This is a genomic window from Pseudomonas sp. WPR_5_2, assembly GCF_003634475.1.
Lineage (GTDB): Bacteria > Pseudomonadota > Gammaproteobacteria > Pseudomonadales > Pseudomonadaceae > Aquipseudomonas > Aquipseudomonas izuensis.
The window spans coordinates 103,639-121,983 of sequence record NZ_RBLA01000004.1; the positions used below are offsets into that span (position 1 = coordinate 103,639).

The 18,345-nt window shown below is 58.9% G+C and carries 14 protein-coding genes; 5 read left to right on the forward strand and 9 right to left on the reverse strand.

Features of this window, described 5'->3' with window-relative positions; genetic code table 11:
• Positions 1–38: 38 nt before the first annotated feature.
• Positions 39–6,350, reverse strand: a complete 6,312-nt coding sequence (locus BJ917_RS16165; RefSeq protein ID WP_147432574.1) for a dermonecrotic toxin domain-containing protein — start codon at positions 6,348–6,350, stop codon at positions 39–41.
• A gap of 245 nt (positions 6,351–6,595) precedes the next feature.
• Here BJ917_RS16165 and BJ917_RS16170 point away from each other — a divergent pair, with 245 nt between their 5' ends.
• Both BJ917_RS16170 and BJ917_RS16175 read left to right on the forward strand, forming a co-directional pair.
• Positions 6,596–7,726 carry a sensor histidine kinase KdpD gene (locus BJ917_RS16170; protein ID WP_096513649.1) on the forward strand — a complete coding sequence of 377 codons (1,131 nt, stop codon included), beginning with the start codon at positions 6,596–6,598 and terminating at the stop codon, positions 7,724–7,726.
• Positions 7,727–7,851: 125 nt separating this feature from the next.
• Positions 7,852–8,703, forward strand: a complete 852-nt coding sequence (locus BJ917_RS16175; RefSeq protein ID WP_121103844.1) for an RHS repeat-associated core domain-containing protein — start codon at positions 7,852–7,854, stop codon at positions 8,701–8,703.
• An 84-nt stretch (positions 8,704–8,787) separates the two neighbouring features.
• Here the strand turns inward: BJ917_RS16175 and BJ917_RS16180 are convergent, their stop codons facing one another.
• Both BJ917_RS16180 and BJ917_RS16185 read right to left on the reverse strand, forming a co-directional pair.
• Positions 8,788–9,093, reverse strand: a complete 306-nt coding sequence (locus BJ917_RS16180) for a chaperone modulator CbpM (protein WP_121103845.1) — start codon at positions 9,091–9,093, stop codon at positions 8,788–8,790.
• 24 nt (positions 9,094–9,117) lie between these two features.
• Complete coding sequence (locus BJ917_RS16185) at positions 9,118–10,062, reverse strand: DnaJ C-terminal domain-containing protein (protein WP_096513652.1); 945 nt, start codon at positions 10,060–10,062, stop codon at positions 9,118–9,120.
• 296 nt (positions 10,063–10,358) lie between these two features.
• Here BJ917_RS16185 and BJ917_RS16190 point away from each other — a divergent pair, with 296 nt between their 5' ends.
• The gene (locus BJ917_RS16190) at positions 10,359–11,633 is read left to right on the forward strand and encodes an Hsp70 family protein (protein WP_096513653.1); all 1,275 of its coding nucleotides are present in this window, start codon (positions 10,359–10,361) and stop codon (positions 11,631–11,633) included.
• Positions 11,634–11,747: 114 nt separating this feature from the next.
• Here BJ917_RS16190 and BJ917_RS16195 read toward each other — a convergent pair whose 3' ends face one another.
• The 3 genes from BJ917_RS16195 to BJ917_RS16205 form a co-directional block, all read right to left on the reverse strand.
• On the reverse strand, positions 11,748–12,761 hold the full coding sequence (locus tag BJ917_RS16195) for an AI-2E family transporter (RefSeq protein ID WP_096513654.1): 1,014 nt from the start codon (positions 12,759–12,761) through the stop codon (positions 11,748–11,750).
• A 236-nt stretch (positions 12,762–12,997) separates the two neighbouring features.
• Complete coding sequence (locus tag BJ917_RS16200; protein WP_096513655.1) at positions 12,998–13,306, reverse strand: PsiF family protein; 309 nt, start codon at positions 13,304–13,306, stop codon at positions 12,998–13,000.
• Between the two features lie 64 nt (positions 13,307–13,370).
• Positions 13,371–14,165, reverse strand: coding sequence for a helix-turn-helix transcriptional regulator (locus tag BJ917_RS16205; RefSeq protein WP_121103846.1), 795 nt, complete (start codon positions 14,163–14,165; stop codon positions 13,371–13,373).
• Positions 14,166–14,261: 96 nt separating this feature from the next.
• Between BJ917_RS16205 and BJ917_RS16210 the strand changes: the two genes are divergently transcribed.
• Positions 14,262–15,149 carry a DMT family transporter gene (locus BJ917_RS16210; protein ID WP_096513657.1) on the forward strand — a complete coding sequence of 296 codons (888 nt, stop codon included), beginning with the start codon at positions 14,262–14,264 and terminating at the stop codon, positions 15,147–15,149.
• Between the two features lie 88 nt (positions 15,150–15,237).
• On the opposite strand, the gene BJ917_RS16215 is transcribed toward BJ917_RS16210, so the two are convergent.
• The 3 genes from BJ917_RS16215 to BJ917_RS16225 all read right to left on the reverse strand — a co-directional run bounded on the left by BJ917_RS16215 (position 15,238) and on the right by BJ917_RS16225 (position 17,179).
• Positions 15,238–16,128, reverse strand: coding sequence for a triacylglycerol lipase (locus BJ917_RS16215; protein ID WP_096513658.1), 891 nt, complete (start codon positions 16,126–16,128; stop codon positions 15,238–15,240).
• A 106-nt stretch (positions 16,129–16,234) separates the two neighbouring features.
• A complete protein-coding gene (locus tag BJ917_RS16220) occupies positions 16,235–16,540 on the reverse strand; it encodes a multidrug efflux SMR transporter (protein WP_096513659.1) in 306 nt (101 codons plus the stop codon).
• Positions 16,541–17,179 carry an FMN-dependent NADH-azoreductase gene (locus BJ917_RS16225; protein WP_096513660.1) on the reverse strand — a complete coding sequence of 213 codons (639 nt, stop codon included), beginning with the start codon at positions 17,177–17,179 and terminating at the stop codon, positions 16,541–16,543.
• Between the two features lie 109 nt (positions 17,180–17,288).
• Between BJ917_RS16225 and BJ917_RS16230 the strand changes: the two genes are divergently transcribed.
• Complete coding sequence (locus tag BJ917_RS16230; RefSeq protein ID WP_177435595.1) at positions 17,289–18,218, forward strand: LysR substrate-binding domain-containing protein; 930 nt, start codon at positions 17,289–17,291, stop codon at positions 18,216–18,218.
• The last annotated feature ends 127 nt before the right edge of the window (positions 18,219–18,345 follow it).

The following is an 18,345-nucleotide window of genomic DNA, read 5'->3' on the forward strand; positions in this document are numbered from 1 at the left end:
GCCTGGCGCCAACCGTAGCGGCGGGCGCCAGGTTTCGATCAAGGTCGAGAGGCAGGACTCTCCTCGACCTTGAACGGAGTTTCGGCACGCGGCAATCTGGCGCGCTGCATGGCTTCGGTGGTCAACCTGCGGATCAGTGCCTGCTCTTGCCCTGCGATGGCTTCCATCTCAGCGTAGTACTGCGCGTCACTCATGACCGTGCCAGGCCTGATCTCACTGTCCGGCTTGCCGAGCAGTTTCGCCAACCGTACGACCTCCGAGCGCCAGTGAATCCTGTGCACCGCTGAATCGCTGTCGACCCACGCCTGTTGCGCGGCCTGCAAGTCCAGTGCGATCTCGCCCTTGTCGCGCAGCGCTTTGAAAAGCTCCGGGCTCGATCGCCTGAGGTAGTCAACCCAGAAGGGTTGCTCGATGATTCGCTGCTGCAACTGCGCACCCTGTTCCTTTTGCAGTACCCGATCATGCGCGCGCTCAATCATCTCGGAGGTGACCTCGGGAACCTGGAACCTCATCTCCCGGGACTGCCACGGCAGATCCAGACGCTGCGCCAATCGCGTGGGGTAGATCATATGGATCTCCACCTCATCGATATTCGAAACGGGCTGCCCCTGATTATCGAAACGAGGTATTGCCATACCTTGCTCATCATATTGGGGAAATTCGTGCCCCTCACTCAACAGCACGCCAATACGCTCGCGCGCAATCCTGCCCAGTTCGTCCAGGCGCGACTTGCCCTGGGCCAATTCCAGTAATGCGGTTTCAATCAGATCGTGTGCGTACAGCCGATACGCCTGATAAATCAAGACTTCCAGGCCCATGGCGTTGAACAGTTGCGCGCCGGCATCGACACAGGTCGTCGGAGCCGTGGCCATGCGAAAGAGTACTGTGCGAAGCGTGCTGTTTTCGGCAGCCGACTCGATCATTGTCCAGACCTTGTGGCACAGCTCCGCTTTTGCTGCTTCTTCAGGACTGAGGGCGTCTGCGGACTGTGCGAGTTTCCTCAGTTCCCTGAAGAACGGCTCGGACCCTGACTCATCTTCGAGACTGTCCCACACATTCTGTTTGTCCAGCCATTGCTCGTCAGTCAGGCCTGCTTTCCAATGAATACTGTCGAGCATGCCTCGGGGTGGATAGGGCCGATCCGGTTCCAGCCCGATTGACTGGCGATAGTCCCTGATGATTTGCAGATTCTGTTCGGAAACATAGCGAGGTTCGGGACTGATGACCGTGCGCGCCACCAACTCGGCCTCATCCGATCCGGATGCCACTTGCGGGATCTGCTCAAGCCTGTTGGCACTCAAATCCAGGACAAACGTCCGGCCCCGAGGCTGATCGAATATTCCTTCAGGCCAGGCATTCAGTCCGGTATCGCCCAACAACAGCATACTCAGGTCCGGCATCTGTCCTACATCAGGCGACAATCCCAAGGGATTGCCTTCAAGCCCGAGGAACTGCAGACGTGTCAGTCCGCGCAATCGGGCAACTGCCGGCAGGTCCAGTTCGATCAGGTTGTCGGACAGATCCAGTTCGGTCAGGTTGCTCATACGATCCACGGGTTCAGGCAACTCGAACAAACCATTGTTGCTCAGGTTCAACCGGCGCAGGCGCCGGAAATGGCGTAAAAACCCGTCCACCTCAACGTCTATACCCGCACCTGACAAATCCAGGTGGGTCACATGATCGAAATTGGCTGTCAACGGCGGCAGCTCAGCGAGCTGGCCCTCAAGATCCACATTGGATAAATCCAAGAATTGGCCCAGGGGCTGGCCGTGGATATCGAAGTCCAGCTCTCCCGTGCGTTGCCAGGCTTGCTTGAGAGCCTTGATGATCGCCAACCGTGCGTGTCGCTCCCGGGCAAAATCCTCTGTCCGGCGCTCTTCGGCAGACACCCCGTCCATCTGCGCTCGCTGCCAGTTTTGCAAGGTGTGATTGAGTTGCTTGAATTCACGTTCGCGGTTCCTCAGGATCGTTTCCTGCCGGTCCCCCATGCTCTCGATAAATGCCGTGACCTCCGCGGATGACATCACCGGATAAAGTGTCCGGACCCGCTCCTCGGCGATCTGCTCCCACTGACTCGTCCGGGGGTGATCGCTCAAGGGGTACCCGATGCGCTCGCCGGACAGACGCGTCGGTGGTTTGAAAAACAGTTGCCGGCGCGGTTGCATCTTCAGCAGCGGTCGAAGTTGATCAGGGGGTAACTGATGTTCAATGACTGTCGCCTTTAACAGTGCGCCCTGGGAAACCTCGGGCAGTCCGATGGACAAACGATGCCGATCGGGCAAGGCATGCTGAATCGAACCAAAGAGATCGTCGGTACCGTGCAGGTGTTCGTCCCGGTCATTGCGTGCCTCATAGCGACCGTCACCCACCCGCACCAACACCTTGCGCTCGGGAGCATCCTCGGCACCGTAACTGGCGCGCAGCTCACCCTCCAGCCCGCCTTCCCGTACTTCGAGACGGATACCGTTCACCCAGCCAGGCAGATTTTTCAATGAATTGAGCGCCAGGATTTCGCTGTCCTTGTCCACCAGTGCATCGAGGTGTAGCCCTTCGTAGGCCTGGGTCAGACGCAGTTGCTGCTGCAGCCGGCGCGCCCCCTCGGCCAGGCGTAACGGAATGCGCCTGTCGGTGTTCAGGGTCGCCAGCTCGGCGGGGGTGGCGTCGACCATCAATTCCTTGACCATCGCTGCGGACAAGCGACTGAATGCACGTTGTACAACAGCCACCGCCGTGTCTGCAGATGACTGCTCTTCGGTGTAGAGGCTGCGTGTCAATCGCCCCCTGGCGCTGACAGCCTGCTCTTGCAACTGCTTTTGCAAGGCGCTGATACGTTCCACCGGCGTTCTGGGCGTGTAGTTGGGCTGCAGCTGCTTGATATCTGCCTCATTCAGGAACCCGATGACGTGTTGAGGCAATCGGCCGCGCATCAGGTCCGAGCGAGAGACTTTGAGGGTGTCTTGCGGCTTGGCATCGGGGTTACCGTACTTGACCGAATCCCCGCTCAACGTTTCACCCGCAAAAGCTTCTATCGCCTTACCCGGTGGCCAGCCCGGCAATTCCACGGCCATGCTCCCCAGCAGGTGCATGGGCAGGCCATCAAGCCTCAGCATCTGCGGGCTGACAATACCGGGAACGTCCACCCCGACCGGTCCGGTCCTTTGCCAGCATTGCCTGATCGCCTTGTAAATCAGCTCTTTGGATCGCAGCTGCGCCATGCCCACCGGGCTCATCCGGGAAGCCAGGGACGGCGTATCCATCCAGACCCTGAACTTGTAGTTCAGCTCATTGAACTGCTCTTGCAGTTCAGTCACTCGTTGTTCGGCCGTCTCGCCAAATTCAGTCAGCAGCGTGGCGACTTGCTCCTCGGTGAACCCCGGATAGAGCGAGCTGAGCTGTCGGTGCAACATCGATTCTTCTACCCGTTGGCGATAGCCCTGCATGCCTCCGCGCAGTCGCATAAGCTGCGGGTCGTAAAACGGCTTGCGAATGGGATGTTTATCCAGCATCGATTCGAACTGCCCATGACTCAGCGGCGAACGTTGTATTGCCTGCCTCAGCCGTCCCCCTTCATAAATGTCATACCCAAGGGCCTTTCGCTCGCTGTCCGGCAAGGCGTGCAATACCGACGCATAGAAATCGTCAGTGCCATGCAGGTGCTGATCCTGTTCGTCCCGCGCCTCATACCGGCCCCTCTCATCGCACACCAGCACTTTGCGCACAGGCGCATTTTCCGGGCCGATGCTGGCTTGCAACTCACCACTGAACGAATACAAGCGAATCTCTATGCGCACATTGTCCGACCAGCCCGGCAAAGCAGCCACCGATGCCAGCTCTAGCCTGCGGGTGTCGTTGGTTGCCAACCGCTCAAAGTAAAGACCCTCATACGCCCGGCTCGATCGCACCTGTGCCAGGGCTTTTTCCGTCTGTTCCCGCAGCCGTAAAGGAAGGCTCTGTTTTTCTGTCAGGTGCCGCATATCCTCAGGCTCGGCGTTGAGCACCAGATCTTCGGCGACGCTGGCTGGCAATTGTGAATACTCTCCGATCAGTTGGTTGGCCCGCTGATCGGCGCTGACGTTGCCTTGTCTGTAGAGCGTATCGAACCGGCTGACGTCGCCGGTCTCGGTCCACAGCTTGAATCGCTTGAGGGTGTCAACCAGCATCGCCGGAGGCACTTCGTGCTCGACATGCAGACGGCGCAATGCATTTTCCGGTACGCCGCTGACGGTCATTACTTGCTCAAGGCTTTCATCGGACAAGCCCTGGGCCAATGGCCCCAGGCGGCGCAGCAGCCGGATCCTGTCCCATTCAAGCGGTTGGTCGAGTTCGGTTTTCCAGCTACCGGCACCGTTGTGCTCAAGCGCAGGCTGATAGGTTTCTGGCCGGGTGGGATGCTGAAGGCGGTATCGTCCGGTTTCCGGGTCTTGCGCAACGACATGGTGTTGGTCATCCAGGCGCAGCACCTGCCCGCTCTCGTGCGAGTAAAGCCCCAGGTCATTTGCCTGCGAGGCTTCGGGCAGGGTGATCGAATGCCGGTAAGGCGTCAGATCAGGGTTCCAGAGTCGCTCTTTGCCCTCGAATTGCACAGGTTTGAGATTTTCCACAAAGGGCGAAACCTTGACCGGCACCACGGTTCCCTTGGGCAACACGTGGCCTGCGCCCATCAAGGCCAATTGTGCGAAGTTGATCAATACCCCGTTGATGTGGGCTGACGCCTCTTCCCTGTCGCCCTTGCTCCAGTCCTCTAAACCCTCGACCAACTCCGCCAGCATTTGTGCGGCCATGATGCCCAGCACCACTTCGCCCACGCCGGGAACCAGCATCGCGGCGAAACTGAACACATTCCAGCCAATGTCCAGGTAGCTGGTCAGGCGTTTCCAGCGGGTGGCAGCATCTTCGTCATTGGTTGGCACGGCGATCTGCCGGGCGTCGGCCAGGGCTTTGTCCCGACGTTCCCGGAACAACGTGATCCACAAGTCGCCCTCGATGAGGTTGGTGACAGGTTCCGCGTTGGGGTTTTCGATGGCGGTCTCGCGCCACCACGGCCCCATGTCGAGCGGTTCTCGTTGTTGCCATCTGATGGTTTTCAAGCGTTCATTGACCCGCGCGAAAAATCGCCCCTTGTCCTTCTGCGCCACGAACCGGCTGAAAAAGGCCTGATATTGCGGGTCGCGCAGCTGGCCTATGAGGGTTTTCATGAAATCGGCCAGAGAGGCATATTCCCTCAGCGGATGATCCGGATCGTCGGGGATGTAGGCGATCAACGGGCCGCTCAAGCGGCTCTGTTGATAAATATCGTCATTGCGCAGCCATTCTTCCTTCACCCCCTCGGGCCCATTGGCAAAGAACGCCTGGAGGTATTTGAATTGCTCGTACTGCTGGCCCGGCAGAACGGGAATGCGTCGTGACCAGTCGATCCAGAACTTTAAAGTGTCAGGGGTCAGGCCATCGATGGCCTCTTTCACGATCGATGGCTCGCTCACCGCACTGAAAAGAACCACACCTGTCAGCCTGAATCCCATCAGGGACAGACGATGGTTGTGCAGGGGACGTCCATTTAGCGTGATACCGGATTGGCCATCCACCACTTCTCGAAGTCGGGCATAGGCGCGGGCACTGACTTCGCCTTTCAAGCGGGCGATAAACGCAGACAACTTGAAGGCGGCTTTTTCACTGACAACCGAACGTTCCTGCAAGGCGAGCCGCTGCTTTGTGTTTGACGGCGCCAATCGCGCCTTTAAATAAGTTTGATATTGCCCACCGATATCCAGCTTGCGGCACACACTGGCGAACTTATCCGGCGTAATGACACTGACGCATACCGGAGCTCCTTGAGCGTCATTTTTGTACACACCGGATCCGCTGCGAAACGCTCCAGCCAGGGTTTCCGCTTCTTCAAAATTATGCAGGGCCGCCGCAAGCAAAGAACTGCGGCGGACACGGCTGACGCCGGTGTCTATACCGAACACAAGGTTATCCGGCACATAAAGTTGCAGCGATAGATCCTCCGTTTTTTCGCCAATGTTGAAGTTTTCCTTCATTGCATTGGTGAGCAATGGCTTGGCAAAAACCTCAATCTCACGCTGCAGGTTACCCAGCAGCTCATCGAGTTCACCTTGTACACGCCAGCGTTCATCAATCAACGCTTTAAGATGCTGCCGATTCACCTCCCGTGTGTTCATGTACCAATCCGGCATCGCGGGATTCAAATTCAGCATGGACTCGAGCGTGGCATTCGATGCCTGTCTTATTGCATTGGGGATGACACTGGCCACTCGATGCGCGTGAATGCTTTTATTGACTGCTGGCACAGGTAAAGCGGTCGTCGAAGTGCTTCCTTGCAAATCGGCCATGGTTAAAACCTTTGTATGAAAAATGGAGTCATTAGCGTATTCGCGCGGCCCCAAAACAAAAGTCCAAATACCTGCTGGTTACAGGCAGAAAATCACCGCCTATCGTTCGAAAAGCAGGTTTACACATACATCTATGCACCACCTCGGCAAGCCCACATTGTGCTGCCTGTCTGCGTCGCTTTAATTCCAGCCCAAAGAAGCTAATATTTCGACTCGACCCGCCTTCACATGCTCAGGACTCCGCCATGCGCTTACCCGATTTCATCACGCAACAGGCGGACCGTATCGTCGATGAATGGGAGCAGTTCGCCAAAACCATCACTCCCTCGGCCGAATACATGGATCGGGTGGCCCTGCGCGACCACGCCAAGGCCATTTTGCTGGCGGCCGCGCAGGACATGACCAAGCCGCAGAGCGCCAATGAGCAAATGGCTAAAGCCAGGGGTGATGGGCCGGAGAAAACCCCGAGCCTCGACGAAGCCGGGGCCAGCCATGGCGAACTGCGGCATACCGTGGGGTTCGACCTGGTACAGATGACCAGCGAGTTCCGCCACCTGCGCGCCTGTGTGATTCGCTTGTGGGTCGAGAGCCTGGAATCACCGGACATGGCGTACTTCCAGGACATGATCCGTTTCAACGAAGCCATCGACGAAGCTCTCGCCGAGTCCACCGCGGCCTATGCCGAACAGGTCAATCGTTCGCGGGACATTTTCCTGGCGATTCTCGGCCATGACCTGCGCGCGCCCTTGCAAGCGGTGAGCATGTCCACCGAATTACTGATGCGCAAAGCACAGTTGGAGGGCGATGCACTGACCTGTGCCAACAACATCAAACGTGGCACGCGGCACATGGCGGCGATGGTCAATGATTTGCTGGAACTGGTGCGCAGTCGTCTGGGCAAAAGCCTGCCCATAGACCCGGCGCCCATGGACCTGGCTGCCGTGGCGCATGAAGCGATTGCCCAGGCCTGCGCGGGAAACCCGGAGTGCGATCCGACGCTGAACGTCGCGGGTGACATGCAAGGCAACTGGGATGCCGCGCGGTTGAGTCAGTTGTTGCAAAATCTTATCGGCAATGCCTTGCAGCATGGCTCGACCAAAGGCGATGTAACGCTGACACTTACCGGTGAGCCCGACACCGTTCGCCTCACGGTGCACAACTACGGCACTCCGATCGCCGAGCAGGACATCGGCACGATCTTCGACCCGCTGATACGCAGCGCCGACGAAGAACTAGGCCGGCCATCCACCAGCCTCGGGCTGGGGTTGTTCATCGTCAAGGAAGTGGTCGATGCGCACGGCGGGACGGTGGAGGTCAGTTCCAGCGAATTGGAGGGGACGCTATTTACCGTGGTGTTGCCGCGCAAGAACGGGTAGGACTTGCAGGAGCTGTGTAGGAGCTCCTACATGTCTCACTATCAGTTCTGCTAGTTCCCAGCCCTTTCTGGTCGAGTCAAACTGAGGGTGTTGCTCCGGGTTCCCTTACCAAGGAAGACGTCGCCATGCCCAACCTGCCCTCTGTTACCCAGCCACGCGCGATACTGCTGGCGCCCGACGACAAAAACTCGATACACGCCGAACTCGCAGGGGCCCAGCATAATTCCATCGCTTATTCCCCCTACGGTCGGCAGTCCGCGCAGCAGAAGATTGCCTCGCATCTGGGGTTCAATGGTGAATTGTGCGAAAGGGCTATTGGTTGGTATTTCCTCGGTAAAGGCTACCGCGTTTACAACCCAATATTGATGCGATTCCATAGTCCGGACAGTTGGAGCCCGTTTGGGAAGGGAGGGGGGAATGCATATGCGTATTGTGCGGGGGATCCGAGGAACTTTACGGATCCGACGGGGCACATGTTACGTGCACTGAAGCATTTTGGAAAAACGAGGAAAACTATAGCTGGAGCATCCAGTACGTCTAGCTTAAGTCCCCTTATCTCCGATGTCGCTGAAGTGGTCTCCACAGTTCCGTCCAAAACGAAATCCAAAACCATACCGGCACTCACCAGGGAAACTCTCACTGAGACTGTTGTGTCCGAACGCCACTTCATCGACTACGGATCTTGGCGTGATACGCCTCTTTCAATTCCGCCAAAACAAAGGCCCCCTGTTCCCCGTATAAATGACACCGGAGGTCAGGTAATTGACTCCACCTGGAGTTCAACCAACATCTGGAATAAAGAGACATTTCGATTCCCTACTGTGCCTCTACCTCCGATAAGAACACTGCCAAACGGTATCGAGTACCGTTATTCTTTGAATAACGTAAATGAAAGCTATCCCACTCTTAGTAGGCGTGAACTGATTGATTTGCACAAACAAGGGAGGGCAATCAGAACCGAAAAAAGTAGGCACTAGAAGTGTGACTCATCACGATAGCGGTCGAATGGTCCAGCTCATAGGTGAGCCTTACTCCGACAGGTTGATGACACCTGAAGATGCCTACTCCACCACCAACCGCCCCAACCGCTGCTTGAGCATCCGGTTCTCCGCCCGCAGCTGCTGAACCTCTTCAAGCAGGTCCAACGCCAGGGCAACCCCTTCCCAGTCCAGCTCCAGGTCATGGCGCAGCTTGGCGGCCCGTTTGGCCAGGGTCAGTTCGTAATCGGTGAAACGCCAGTCCTTGGGCACGGCGCCCTGAGGTTCGAGGATGCCGTGCTCGACAATCTCGATCACGTAGACGTCCGACAGCTCGGTCGCCTCACAGAATTCTGCCAGGTCCAGTTGAACGATCAGGGGACTGCTCATAGTCAGTAGCTCCTTGGTTCCAAATCAGAAGTGCTCTCTGGGGTCGAACGCGGCTTTCTTCGCCAGTTCCTGCCACAAGGCCTTGATGTCATCGTCGGATTTTTTCGGCATGACAGCCTTCAGTTGCACGAACAGGTAACCCCGCTCACCGGCCTTGTTCATCAAACCGTGCCCCTTGGCGCGCATGCGCTGGCCATTCTGGCTGCCGGCCGGGACCTTGAGGTTGATCTTGCCGGTCAGGGTCGGCACGGCGACTTCGGTGCCCAGCGCCAGCTCCCACGGTGCCAGCGGCAGCGTGATGATCAGGTTTTCGCCTTCGACGTCGAATTTCGGATGCGGCGCGAAACGAATCGTCAGGTACAGATCGCCGTTGACGCCACCGCCGACGCCCGGTGCACCCTGGCCCTTGAGGCGGATGCGCTCGCCGTCGGTCACGCCGGCGGGGATTTTCACGTTCAGGCTTTTAGGGGTGTTGCTCACGTGCTGGCCGGCCGCGTTGTATTGCGGCACCTGGAAGGTGACTTTTTTCGACTCGTTGGACAGGGTTTCTTCGAGAAAAACCCCCAGCTCCATTTCCACGTCCTGCCCTCGACGTCCGGTGCTGCGACGCGACTGCCCACCACCGAAACCCGGGCCACGGTTACCGAAGATCGAACTGAAGAAGTCCGAAAAATCGCCGGTGTCCTGGCCACCGCCGCCGAAACCGCCACGGCTCTGCCAGCCCGGTGGTCCCTGGAATGGCTGACCGTGCTGGCCATAGCGGCGCAAGTCATCGTATTCGGCGCGTTTGTCGGCGCTTTTCAGCGCTTCATAGGCTTCGGACGCATCCTTGAACTTGGACTCGGCGTCCTTTTCCTTGCTGACGTCGGGGTGGTATTTGCGCGCAAGCTTGCGATAGGCCGCCTTGATCGCCTTGTCGTCAGCCGTCGGCTCCACACCGAGAATCTTGTAATAGTCTTTGAAGTCCATCGCGGGAATCACCATCCGTTATCGAAGTCGCGCCACCTGCCACAGCATGCGCTCGTTTGCAGCGCAGAGGTTGACCGATCTCAAGGTTGTGACCGGGCAGCGCATCAGAAGTTTATCGGCAGCGGGCGGGGCGACTTGTGCTCGCCCCGGGGCTGTCCGGTTGATGCAGGGTAGTTTGGGGGTGATGGCGCGTCTTTCAAGCGGTGAACGGCAAGATTTAGCGGATAACCGGCCTTCGATTCTGTGCCGCTCTGGCATACACTGCGCGGCCGTTTTTTAACCGGAACTCGAAAGACATGAAAAACGCATCTCCAGCCCGTGCCGTGGGCATCGACTTTGGCACGTCCAACTCCACCGTCGGCTGGCTGCGCCCCGGCGTGGAAACGCTGATCGCGCTGGAGGACGACAAGATCACCCTGCCCTCGGTGGTCTTTTTCAACCTGGAAGAACGCCGCCCGGTGTACGGCCGGTTGGCGCTGCACGAGTACCTGGAAGGTTACGAAGGCCGCCTGATGCGCTCGCTCAAGAGCCTGCTGGGTTCCAAGCTGATCAAGCACGACACCAGCGTCCTGGGCACGGCCATGCCGTTCAAGGACCTGCTCGGACTGTTCATCGGTCAGCTGAAGCAGCGCGCCGAAGCCGCCGCCGGTCGGGAATTCGAAGAGGTGGTACTGGGTCGGCCGGTGTTTTTTGTCGACGACGACCCGATGGCGGACAAGGAAGCCGAAGACACGCTGGTGGATGTCGCGCGCAAAATCGGTTTCAAGGAAGTCTCGTTCCAGTTCGAACCGATCGCCGCGGCGTTCGACTATGAGTCGACCATCGAGAAAGAAGAGCTGGTGCTGATCGTCGACATCGGCGGGGGTACATCGGACTTCTCGCTGGTACGCCTGTCTCCCGAGCGTCGGGGTGTGGATAACCGTCACGAAGACATCCTGGCCACCGGCGGTGTGCACATCGGCGGGACCGATTTCGACAAGCAACTGAGCCTGCAGGGCCTCATGCCGCTGTTCGGCTACGGCAGCCGGATGAAGAGTGGCGCCTACATGCCCACCAGCCACCACATGAACCTGGCGACCTGGCACACCATCAACTCGGTGTACTCGCAAAAGTCGCAACTGGCGCTGGGCAGCATGCGCTACGACATCGAAGACACCGGCGGCATCGATCGCCTGTTCAAGCTGATCGAACAGCGTGCCGGGCACTGGCTGGCCATGCTGACAGAAGAAACCAAGATTGAGCTGACCCACGTCGATAGCCGTATCGTCCCTCTGGACCGCATCGAACCGGGTTTAAGCGTGGAACTGAGCCGTGCGCTGTTCGAATCAGCCATCGACAATTTGCTGGAACGCGTGCGCAACAGCGTCAGCCAATTGCTGGCGGATGCCGATGTGCGAGTCGATCAGGTGGATACGGTGTTCTTCACAGGCGGTTCGAGCGGTATTCCGGCACTGCGCAACAGTGTCTCGGCGATGCTGCCGAATGCGCGGCATGTGGAAGGCAATATCTTTGGCAGCATCGGCAGTGGTTTGGCCATTGAAGCGGCCAAGCGCTACGGCACCATGGACTGATCCGAAACCGAGGCGCGCCCTTCGCGAGCAGGCTCGCTCCCACAATGGAATGCAGTTCCCTGTGGGAGCGAGCCTACTCGCGAATAGGCCCCATCAGGCGCTACAAAGGCTTTATCAAACCATCCCCACCAGCTTCAACTCACTCTTCAAATACGCGTAATAAATCGGCCCCGCCACCACCCCCGGCAGGCCGAACGCGGCTTCGAACACCAGCATCGCCAGCAGCAACTCCCACGACTTGGCACTGATCTGCCCGCCGACGATGCGCGCGTTGAGGAAGTATTCCAGCTTGTGGATAAAAATCAGGTAACCCAGCGCCGCCACGGCCACCCAGATCGATAGCGACAGGCCGACGATGGTGATCAGGGTGTTCGACATCAGGTTGCCGATCACCGGTAACAGGCCGAGCAGGAAGGTCAGGACGATCAGCGTCTTGGTCAGCGGCAACTTGATGCCGAACAGCGGCAGGATTACGGCCAGGAAAATCCCGGTGAAGACAGTGTTGAGCAGGGAAATCTTGATCTGCGCGAAGACGATATTGCGAAAGGCCTGGACCAGCAGGTGCAGGCGATCGAACAGCGCGGCGGCCAAAGGCATGCGTTTGGTCAGGTCCGGCACGCGCTGCAAGGCAATGATCGCGCCGAGCACCATACCGATCAGCAACGTCACGAACATGTGCGCCGCGTCCTTGCCCACCAGTTGCAGGTCGCTGAGGTGTTTGCTCATCCACTCGCCAATTGCCACGCGAAACTCCGCAGCGCTGGCCGGCAGGTAGGCGTCGATGAACGGCGGTAGTTGCCCGCGGGCGCGATCGACCACGTGCATGAATTTATCGAGGGAAGCGCCGGGGTTTTCCGCCTCGTGCAGCAGAAAGCTGATGGCGCCGGCAAAGATCAGCGTCAACACGCTGACCACCAACGTCCCCAGCAACGCCACCGCCAGCCAGCGCGCACGCCGACCTTCAATCAGCCGCTGCAATTGCGGGGTGAGCATGTTGACCAGTTCGAACACCAGCAACCCGGCCAGCAGGCTGGGTAGCAACCGCAGTGGGATGACCAGCAGCAGCCCGCCAAAAATGATGACCCAGCTGATGACCAGCAATACATGACGCTGAGAAAACGTTGGCATACAGCCTCAAAACGAACGGCGTAAAAGGATTGGCAGTCTGCCAGCGATCCGGTGTGAGCACTAGGGATTGTGTGGGGCGACCTTGGTCGGGGTTACGATCAAGATTTGCAGCGTCCTTATCGGCCCCTTCGCGAGCAGGCTCGCTCCCACAGTGGAATTGTGTACACAGTACAAATGTGGGAGCGAGCCTGCTCGCGAAGAGGCCCTCACAACCACCACAGAACCCCGATCAATGCCTATTTTTTCTTCAGGCAATCACTCATGAACGCCTTGCGCGCATCCCCCTTCAGGGCTTTGGTCGCCGCATCGGCATTGCAGGTCTTCATCTTCTCTTGCTGCGGAGTCAAGGCTTTGCCGGCATCGTTCGCTGCCGGTGCCGCCTTGAGGCAAGTGCTCATGAAGGCTTTGCGCTCATCGCCCTTGAGGCTTTTTGCGGTGGCGTCGGCGTTGCAGGTGGTCATCTTGTTCTGTTGTTCAGTGGCGGCGAAACTCTGGGAGCAGAGCAGCAAACCGATCATCAACAAAGGGACACGCAACATCTTCATGGAGTTTTCTCCTTGTTGCCGCACCGAGGGGAACGGCCTCGCCATGGAGTGTAGACAACAGCTGTTACACCTTCCTGTTCTCCAGATGGCTACGTCGGTACTGCTCCGGCGTGCACCCGGCCTGGCGCTGGAACATCGCTATAAACGCAGAGCCGGTGCTATAGCCCATGTCGAAGGCGATTTCCTGAATGCTGCGATGGCTGTCCAGCGCTTCGATGGCCGCGAGAAACCGCAGGCGCTGGCGCCACTCGCCAAAACTCATGCCCAACTCACGGACAAACTGCCGCGCCAGGGTGCGCTCGCTGACATGAATGTGCGCCGCCCAACCCGCCAATGGCCGGTTATCCCCTGGCTCATTCTGCAGGGCTTCGAGAATGCCGAGCAGCCCCGCGCTGCTGGCGTAGGGCAGGTAGCACTCGTGTACCGGCGCCAGTTGCAGTTGATCCACCAACACCTGGGCCAGGCGCCGGTCCGCGTCCTGCTCGGGAATCTTCACGTCCCGGGCGGCGAAATCCTTGAGGATGGCCTTGAGGATGTCGCTGATGGCCAGGGTGCAGGCTTGTGGCGGCAATTCATGGCAAAGCGTCGGCGCGAGACAGACCGCGCGGTAGTTGATCGGCTGGTTGCTGTAGAAACTGTGCTCGGTCTGGGGCGGTACCCACACGGCGTATTGCGGCGGTGACATGAAGCGGCTGCCGCCGATCTCCATGTGCAACACGCCATGGGCCGAATATTCCAGCGTGCCCCATGGATGCCGGTGCGCCGAAGCAAAGCGGTGGGCATCGAAATCGGCATAACGAAAGTACACCGGGGCCGGCAGTTCGCTGAAATCCAGCAAGTCGATGTGTTTATGGGTCATGCTGTCCGGAATCAGGGGCGGGTTGTCTGGATCGAAGTATAGGCCTGTATCCAGACAGGGGATAATCGCCCCTCATTAACGTTATGGTTTTCCCCGATGCAATACGCTTATCCCCTGCTGGCCATTTTTATCTGGGCCGGCAACACCGTGATCACAAAAATGTCGGCCGGGGCGATCTTCCCCGCCGAGATCGGCTTTTACCGCTGGCTGCTTGCCGGACTATTGTTCACGCCCTTCCTGCTCAAACCGGTGATCGCCCACTGGCCGGCGATTCGCCCGAATCTTGGCAAGATTTTCATCCTCGGCGTGCTCGGCATGGCGGTCTATCAGAGTCTGGCGTACTTTGCTGCGGCCCTGACCTCGGCCACCAATATGGGCATTATCCTGTCGCTGATGCCCTTGATGTCCCTGGCCATGGCGATCATCAGCCTCGGCCAGCGCCTGACCGCCGGGGCACTGGCCGGTGCGGTCCTGTCGTTCGCCGGAGTTCTGGTGGTCGTTTCCTCCGGCAGCCTCGACGTGTTGCTGGAGCACGGGGTGAACCTGGGTGATGCGATGATGCTGGTCGCCACGCTGGCCTATGCGATCTACAGCACACTGTTGAAAAAATGGCAGCTGAAGTTGCCACCGCTGGTGTTGTTGTATTTGCAGGTGCTGGTGGCGGTGGTGGTGCTGTTTCCATTGTTCCTCGCCTCACCGAAAATCGGCCCGACCCTGCAGAACATTCCGCTGGTGCTGTATGCCTGCCTGCTGGCCTCGATGCTGGCGCCCCTGGCCTGGATGCAGGCCGTGGTGCGCCTGGGGCCGAGCCGGACCACGTTGTTCTTCAATTTGCTGCCGGTGATGACTGCGCTGATTGCGGCGGGGGTGCTGCATGAACAATTGGCGATGTATCACCTGGTGGGTGGGGTGTTGACGCTGGGTGGGGTGGTTCTTTCGGAGCGTTGGACGACGGTGTTGAGCAGAAGGGTCAGTATTGCCTGATCTGGCCCTTTCGCGAGCAGGCTCGCTCCCACATTTGAAATGCATTCCCCTGTGGGAGCGAACCTGCTCGCGAAGAAAATCACGCGGTCTAAAGCCCTGCTGCTTTTAACCGCGCCGCATGCTCGACAAACAACCGCACCGGCTCGCCCCCCTTGCCCACCCATCCCAGCGACTGATTGACGATGTCGAAGTGGTCCAGTGGATACTCATCGCCAATCACCGTCCCCAAGTGTGAGCTGTAGCGTCCGACCATCCCGTCGCAATGGCCGGCCTCGCGCACGAAGCTTCTGGCAAACAATCGGCAAGTGCGGTTGGTGCCGTCGAGGAGGTTGCGTCCGCGATCGGTCTTGCCTGGCTGCAAGGTGCCGGACCAAGAGTAATAACGCACGCCGTTCACCTCTTCTGCGCCCTGTCCGCCCCAGGTTTCGGGCACCCCCTGTGGATAACGCTGATTGAACAGCGCCACACCTTCAGTGGTGAGCGAGTGATGGGCCTTATGGATATCCACCGGAAGCTTTGGCCCGCGATAACCGGTTTCCAGCAGGCTCATCAACGCCCCGACCAGGCGCAGCAAAAAGCTCAGCAGCCTGCAACGGACACTGTCATGGGGATAGTGGTGATGCAGATAGTCCGCCAGCTCCGAGCCATGATTCGGCCCCGCCACCGACGTCACCGACGCCACCCGATCCGGTCGCTTGGCGGCAGCGTACCGAGCGGCCAACGCGCCCTGGCTGTGGCCAATCAAGTTGACCTTTTCGGCACCGGTTTCGCGCAGAATCTCTTCGATCCGCGCGAGCAATTGTTCGCCCCGCACTTCGTTGGAGTTGATCGGCGACACTTGCACCGCAAACACCACGGCACCGCCCTGGCGCAACGCCGAAACGATCCCGTACCAGTACGGATAGAGCAGCAACCGCACGTACCCGAGCATTCCCGGGACCAGCACCAAGGGGTAACGCGGAGCAAAACCTTGCGGCATGGGCGGACGTCCTGATGATCGGGGGTGACGCAAGGCGAGAGACAATTCACCCGCCAAGCATCGCCAGCGAATATGACAACTCGACGACCAGTCTATGACATCCGCCCTATTTCAACCCCACTACACCCGCCACGATCAGCCCGACCGACACCAATTTCACCGCAGTCAGGCTTTCACCCAGCAACGCAAAACCGAGAAACACCGTGCCCAGCGAACCGATGGCGGTCCAGATCGGGTAGGCGATACTCACCGGCAACTCACGCATCGCCAGGGTCAGGAAATACACCCCGCCCACTGCCGCCACCACGGTGATCAGCGACGGCCACAACCGGGTGAAGCCCTCGGCGTACTTCATGCCCATGGCAAAGGTGACTTCGAACCCGGCAGCGATCAGCAAAAACCACCAGGCCATCTAGAACTCCCTGGCCAGCGCGAGCAAGCGCTGCTCGGCCTCGGCTGCGGAGACTTCGAAGGTGCGGGCCTCGGACTCTTCACCCTCGGCGGCAACCACTGTGACATCGGTGATGCCGATAAAACCCAATACCGTACGCAGCAAGGGATCGGCATGGTTCATGGCTTCCAGCTCGCCGCCCGGACCAAAACCGAATCCGCCGCGACTGGTGACAATCAGCGCCTTTTTGCCTGGTACCAACGGCTCGTACTGGGCCACGCCGTTGTCCAGCGTGTGATTGAAGGTCAGCCCGAGCCGCACGATCTGATCGATCCAGGCTTTCAAACCGCTGGGTACGCTGAAGTTGTGCATCGGCGTGGAAATCACCAGCAAGTCATGGCCCAGCAACTCGCCAACCAGTTCATCGCTGAACGCCAGGTCGGCCTGCATCGTCAGCGGTCGGGCGTCGGGTTCGGGGTAAAACGCCGCGGCCACGAAAGCCTCGTTGACCGGCGGAATCAACGCCCGGCCGACTTCGCGGCGGGTCAGTTGCGCATGGGGATTGCGCGCCTGCCAGGCTGACAAAAACACTTCGGCCAAACGTCGGGAATGCGAGCGCTCACCACGTGGACTGGCATGTATCGCAAGAATTGTGCTCATCTGAATCTCCTTGGGACTAAACTCGAACAACGTGTGGCTTGCAGCTTCAAGCTTGCAGCTGCCCCTGTTCAACTGAGCAAAAATCAGTCTGGATGAATCTATTTCATCCATGGAGCACTCAATGTTCGCTTCCTTGCCGTTGACCGCCCTGCGCGCCTTCGAATCCGCTTCTCGCCTGCTGAGTTTCAAGGCCGCCGCCGAAGAACTTTCTGTGACCCCGACGGCGGTGTCCCATCAGATCCGCTCGCTGGAAACCTGGCTCGGCGTGCCGCTGTTCGAGCGCCTGCCACGCCAGGTACGCCTGACCGACTGCGGCGAACGGTTGTTCCACAGCCTGCACGGCGCTTTTCTGGAAGTGGCGCAAAGCGTCGATACCCTGCGCCCGCAACGCAGCGGCACGAGCCTGACGATCTCCACCACCGCCGCCTTCGCCGCACTGTGGCTGGTGCCACGCCTGGGTCGCTTCTACGCCCGCCATCCGAATATCAGCCTGCGCCTCGACACCCATTGCGAGGTCATCGATCTGCATCAGGACGCCAGTGTCGACCTGGTGCTGCGCTACAGCCTCGGTGACTATCCAAGCCTGTATGGTTTGTGCCTGTTCGACGAAACTTTCGGTGTCTATGGCTCACCGGAACAAGTGGCCCTGGCGGCAGCTCGCACCCCAGCGCTGATCAGCGTTCGCTGGCACAACTCCAGGCTCTACGCCCACGGCTGGGAGGCCTGGTGCGCGCAGTCCGGCGAGACCTGGCTGACGGGCCAGCCGGCCGTGCGTGAATACGACGAAGAGCATTACGCCTTGCAAGCCGCGATTGCCGGTCAAGGCGTGGTGCTGGCGAGCAATATTCTGGTGTCCGAGAGCGTGGCCAGCGGTGTGCTGGTGCCTTATCGGGGCGACGTGCAGGTGGAGGGCGCCGGTTACAGCGCACTGTGTGTGCCGGGACGGGAGCGACACCCGCCGGTTCGGGCCTTTTTTGCGTGGTTGCGCGAGGAGGCGTTGGCATCAGGACAGCGCTTGCACTCAAGTAATACCCAATGACTAACCATACTAAAACCGCATCAAAACCTTAATTTCCACTTATCACTTTTACGCACTTGAAGTTACAAACCCCACATAGACTTTTTTCAGGATGAAATTATTCTAGCAACCACAACCGACCGGTTGC

Bases quoted from the DNA above. Each gene is read 5' to 3' on its own strand.
- BJ917_RS16180 (WP_121103845.1), bottom strand. From the start codon at position 9,093: ATGAGCAGTCCCCTGATCGTTCAACTGGACCTGGCAGAATTCTGTGAG.
- BJ917_RS16195 (WP_096513654.1), bottom strand. From the start codon at position 12,761: ATGCCAACGTTTTCTCAGCGTCATGTATTGCTGGTCATCAGCTGGGTC.
- BJ917_RS16225 (WP_096513660.1), bottom strand. From the start codon at position 17,179: ATGAGCACAATTCTTGCGATACATGCCAGTCCACGTGGTGAGCGCTCG.
- BJ917_RS16220 (WP_096513659.1), bottom strand. From the start codon at position 16,540: ATGGCCTGGTGGTTTTTGCTGATCGCTGCCGGGTTCGAAGTCACCTTT.
- BJ917_RS16230 (WP_177435595.1), top strand. From the start codon at position 17,289: ATGGAGCACTCAATGTTCGCTTCCTTGCCGTTGACCGCCCTGCGCGCC.
- BJ917_RS16210 (WP_096513657.1), top strand. From the start codon at position 14,262: ATGCAATACGCTTATCCCCTGCTGGCCATTTTTATCTGGGCCGGCAAC.
- BJ917_RS16185 (WP_096513652.1), bottom strand. From the start codon at position 10,062: ATGGACTTCAAAGACTATTACAAGATTCTCGGTGTGGAGCCGACGGCT.
- BJ917_RS16165 (WP_147432574.1), bottom strand. From the start codon at position 6,350: ATGGCCGATTTGCAAGGAAGCACTTCGACGACCGCTTTACCTGTGCCA.
- BJ917_RS16200 (WP_096513655.1), bottom strand. From the start codon at position 13,306: ATGAAGATGTTGCGTGTCCCTTTGTTGATGATCGGTTTGCTGCTCTGC.
- BJ917_RS16175 (WP_121103844.1), top strand. From the start codon at position 7,852: ATGCCCAACCTGCCCTCTGTTACCCAGCCACGCGCGATACTGCTGGCG.
- BJ917_RS16170 (WP_096513649.1), top strand. From the start codon at position 6,596: ATGCGCTTACCCGATTTCATCACGCAACAGGCGGACCGTATCGTCGAT.
- BJ917_RS16215 (WP_096513658.1), bottom strand. From the start codon at position 16,128: ATGCCGCAAGGTTTTGCTCCGCGTTACCCCTTGGTGCTGGTCCCGGGA.
- BJ917_RS16205 (WP_121103846.1), bottom strand. From the start codon at position 14,165: ATGACCCATAAACACATCGACTTGCTGGATTTCAGCGAACTGCCGGCC.
- BJ917_RS16190 (WP_096513653.1), top strand. From the start codon at position 10,359: ATGAAAAACGCATCTCCAGCCCGTGCCGTGGGCATCGACTTTGGCACG.